Here is a 4,242-nt window from a genome sequence, read left to right as displayed (position 1 = left end):
TATTTAAGAAATAGAATAATTTTAGATGATTCACAGATTAAAAAATTAAAAAAAGGACTATCATCATGCGAAGCCGTTTATATAATTTCTGACTGTTATTTGCCACGACATGCCATTATATTTTATGATAAAAATGACAATATTTTTGGCTTTATAGAATTATGCTTTGATTGTAATGGCTATATTTCTTCACCAAACTTAAAATTTCTTTCTGATTGTGCATTAAGACAAGAAGATCTGTTTAAAGAATTTGGAATTACTTATTTTTCTGATACTGAGCAGGAAATGAAAGAATTAAAAAGAAAATGGGAAGAAGAGGAAAAAAACCGTGAAGAAAGATTTAAAAAAATTAAAGAAAAAAGAGCTAAAAATGAGTAGTAAATTCACCAAACAAGAAAAAATAAAATTCAAACACATCGACTACGCAGGAATCGTGTTCTATCCGCGTTTTCTGGAAATGCTAAATGATTTAGTCGAAGATTGGTTTGAAGAAGCACTCGACCGCCCTTTTTCAAAAATGCATGAAACGAATGGTATTCCAACGGTAGATTTGAAGATACAGTTTAAAAATCCTGCTCGTTTAGGCGAAGTTTTAACCAAAAAATTATGGGTAATTGAGCTCAGGAACTCCTCTGTTTTATGCGGATTTCAATTCGTCAATGAAAAAGAACAAACCGTTTTAGAAGGCGAAGTCACCCTTGTCAACGTAAAAATCGCCGAAGACCGAGAGAAAATCAAAGCGGAAGGTTTTTCGGAGGAAATGAAGGAGAAAATTTCGAATTTCAAAATATAAAATGAGAACACGGATTTTAAAAATTGGAGAAATAAAAAAAGTAAATTTTTAAAATTATTTAAATTTCTTTAATCTGTGTTCAAAAAATAATGAGGGAACATTGATTTGAAAAATTAGAGAAATAAAAAAAATAAATTTTTAAAATTATTTAAATTTCTTTAATCTGTGTTCAAAAAATAATGAGGGAACACTGATTGTAAAAATTGGAGAAACCAGAAAAATATTATTATTCAAATTTTTAAAATTTCTTTGATCTGTGTTCAAAAAATAATGAGGGAACACTGATTGTAAAAATTGGAGAAATCAGAAAAATATAATTATTCAAATTTTTTAAATTTCTTAAATCTGTGTTCAAAAAAACAATTAACGATTATGATTCAATTCCACAAATTCAAAGCCGCCGCAGTTCAAACCTCACCCGTTTATTTAAACGTAGAAAAAACGATTGAAAAAGCCATTTCTTTCATCAAAGAAGCCAGCAACAACGGAGCTCAATTAATTGCTTTCCCGGAAGTCTTTGTGGCCGGATATCCGTATTGGAACTGGATCATGACACCGGTGCAAGGCAGCAAATGGTACGAACAATTGTATAAAAATTCAGTCGCTGTAACAGATGATTCAATGAAGCCTTTGTTTCAAGCGGCCAAAGATTTCAACATGCACATTGTTATCGGAATTAACGAACGTGGCGATAGTTACGGCGAAATTTACAACACCAATCTCATCATCGACAACCACGGCACATTGATAGGAAAACACCGAAAGTTAGTCCCCACTTGGGCAGAAAAACTAACATGGTCTAGTGGAGATGGTTCATCTTTAAAAGTATACAAAACCGAAATCGGCCCAATCGGAACCTTAGCTTGCGGCGAAAACACCAATACTTTAGCTCGATTTACGTTATTATCACAAGGCGAATTGATTCACATTGCCAATTATATTTCACTTCCCGTGGCTCCACCCGATTACAACATGGCGGAAGCGATTAAAATACGTGCCGCTGCTCATTCGTTTGAAGGAAAATTATTTACCGTTGTTTCCTGTTCCACCATTTCAAAGGAAATTATGGATGTTTTAAAACCGGATGTTCCAAATATCGAAGAACTACTGACTCGAAAAAGTTCCGCTTTCTCCGGAATTATCGGTCCCAATGGTGCGGTTGTGGGCGAACCATTAATAGATGATGAAGGAATTGTATATGCCGATATTGATTTGGAAAAATGCATTCAACCCAAACAGATGCACGATATTTTGGGACATTACAACCGATTTGATATCTTTGATTTACGAGTAAATACCGCTCCCACGAGAAAGATCACGTTTATTGATAATCATGAGGAGTTTAACAAATAACTTACAACGGGTTTTAACCCGTTGATATAACCGGGTTAACCCGTTGAAAAAAAACAAAAATATGGACGCAAAACATTCAGACGACGTCATAGGAAGAGCCCGAGTACAAGATACTCCCGAACTCGAAGCCTATTATAAAGAATTAGAAAACCTTGGTGCCGGTGCTTTATGGACGGTTGCCAACGATATCGAACCATGGGAACCACGAGCCAATTCTGTTCCGATGTTATGGAAATATGACGATTTACGGGAATTAGTGCTTAAATCTTCCGAACTAGTAACTCCGGAACAAGCCGGACGCCGCGTGGTGTATTTGGTAAACGATAAACGAAAAGACGTTGCCGCTGCAGTAGGTTGGTTATACACCGGAATACAAGTCACCCGTCCGGGTGAATTTACCTCTGCTCACCGCCATCGTGCCTCTGCCCTACGTTTCATTATGGAAGGTGAAAAAGGTTATACTGTGGTAGATGGCAATAAAATCATGTTGGAAGTCAACGATTTTGTGATTACTCCCAATTCCACGTGGCATGAACACGGTGTGGAAGACGGCGGAAAAACCTGCATTTGGCAAGACGGACTCGATATTCCGTTAGTCAATGCTTTAGAAGCAAATGATTATGCGGTTTATGATGGCAAACAGGAATTGGTTGCGCCGGTAAATTATTCACCGATAACGTATGGATGTGCCGGACTCATTCCAGCCGATAAAGCTTGGGACAAACCGTATTCGCCACTTTTTAAATACTCTTGGTCAAAAGTTTATCCCGCTTTGTTGGAAGCTCAAAAAGTAAATGAAGTCAATTCGTTTGACGGACTTTTCATGAAATATTCCAATCCGTTAACGGGTGGTCATGTCATGCAAACCATGGGAGCTTCAATGCAATTATTGCCTGCCGGATTTCATGGAAAAGCTCACAAGCATACCGGTTCGTTTGTGCACCAATGTGCCAAAGGAAAAGGGTATTCCATCATCAACGGACAACGATTTGATTGGAAAGAACGCGATATTTTCTGTGTTCCATCTTGGGCTTGGCACGAACATCACAATGCCTCCGATTCAGAAGATGCTTGTTTATTCTCATTTAATGACTTACCAGTTATAGAAACTTTGGGCTTGTATCAGGAAAAAGAATTGACTGAAAACAATGGTCATCAGTAATAGCAACTAAAAGCAATAAAACCTCAGTACCTTTGCACCTCAGAACCTTTGTACCTTAAAAAATGAAACTACTCACCTACCAAACAAGCGATACTGCACCCAGATTAGGTTTTGTCCACAATAACCTGATTATTGACATGGAAGACTTTGGAGAAATATCCAACTTCCCACTACCGATAGATATGTTGGATTTAATTGACATGGGTTTTGAAGTCATTGAAGAAATCACTGAAATGATAAATGAAACAAGAGAAATAGATTTTGAACAAATTGGTTATACATTTGAAGAAGTGGATATTCTTGCTCCAATTCAACGGCCACGTAAAAACATCATCGGTATCGGATTAAATTACACCGAACATGTAGCTGAAAGTGCCCGAACGTTAGACACCACAGGCAAACTACCCCAAAAACCAATCATCTTTTCTAAACCGCCCACAACGGTTACGGGGACAAATACCAATATTCTAATGAACCCAAAACTAACCCAACAATTAGATTGGGAAGTGGAATTGGCAGTAGTTATTGGTAAAAAAGGGAAATATGTGCCTAAAAAAGATGCGTTGGATTACGTGTTTGGCTATACGGTTATCAACGACATCTCTGCACGTGATTGCCGTAGAGAAGGCCAATGGATTGTTTCCAAAGGTCAAGACACCTTTGCACCGATGGGTCCGTATTTGGTGACCAAAGACGAAATTCCAAATCCGCATAACTTAAATTTATCCTTAAAGTTAAACGGCATTGAAAAACAAAATTCAAACACGAAGTTTTTACTATTTAACATCAATGATTTGATCGAAGATTTAAGTACAGTTTTCACTCTTGAACCGGGCGACATCATTGCTACCGGAACGCCTTCGGGTGTTGGTGCCGGACGAAATCCCCAAGAATGGATGTGGGATGGTGATGTAGTGGAAGCAACAGTGGAGGG

The 4,242-nt window shown here is 37.5% G+C and carries 4 protein-coding genes and 1 pseudogene; all 5 read left to right on the top strand.

What is annotated here, in order from left to right; translation table 11 throughout:
• Positions 1 to 378: pseudogene (locus ACIQ2S_RS11800) on the top strand (hypothetical protein); the annotation flags it as partial.
• A complete protein-coding gene (locus tag ACIQ2S_RS11795) occupies positions 371 to 793 on the top strand; it encodes an acyl-CoA thioesterase (RefSeq protein ID WP_396176235.1) in 423 nt (140 codons plus the stop codon). The pseudogene ACIQ2S_RS11800 and the gene ACIQ2S_RS11795, both read left to right, overlap by 8 nt.
• Before the next feature lie 372 nt (positions 794 to 1,165).
• Positions 1,166 to 2,146 (top strand): carbon-nitrogen hydrolase family protein, encoded by a 981-nt coding sequence (locus tag ACIQ2S_RS11790; RefSeq protein WP_396176233.1) that lies wholly within the window; start codon positions 1,166 to 1,168, stop codon positions 2,144 to 2,146.
• Between the two features lie 61 nt (positions 2,147 to 2,207).
• Entirely contained in the window at positions 2,208 to 3,308 is a 1,101-nt protein-coding gene (locus ACIQ2S_RS11785; protein WP_396176231.1) for a cupin domain-containing protein, read from the top strand.
• A 62-nt stretch (positions 3,309 to 3,370) separates the two neighbouring features.
• The coding region (locus tag ACIQ2S_RS11780) for a fumarylacetoacetate hydrolase family protein (RefSeq protein ID WP_396176229.1) at positions 3,371 to 4,242 on the top strand (872 nt) is incomplete at its 3' end.

This window comes from Flavobacterium sp. (assembly GCF_044371705.1).
Classification (GTDB): domain Bacteria; phylum Bacteroidota; class Bacteroidia; order Flavobacteriales; family Flavobacteriaceae; genus Flavobacterium.
The sequence above is the reverse complement of the archived record's forward strand: the minus strand, read 5'-3'. Positions and strand labels throughout refer to the sequence as shown.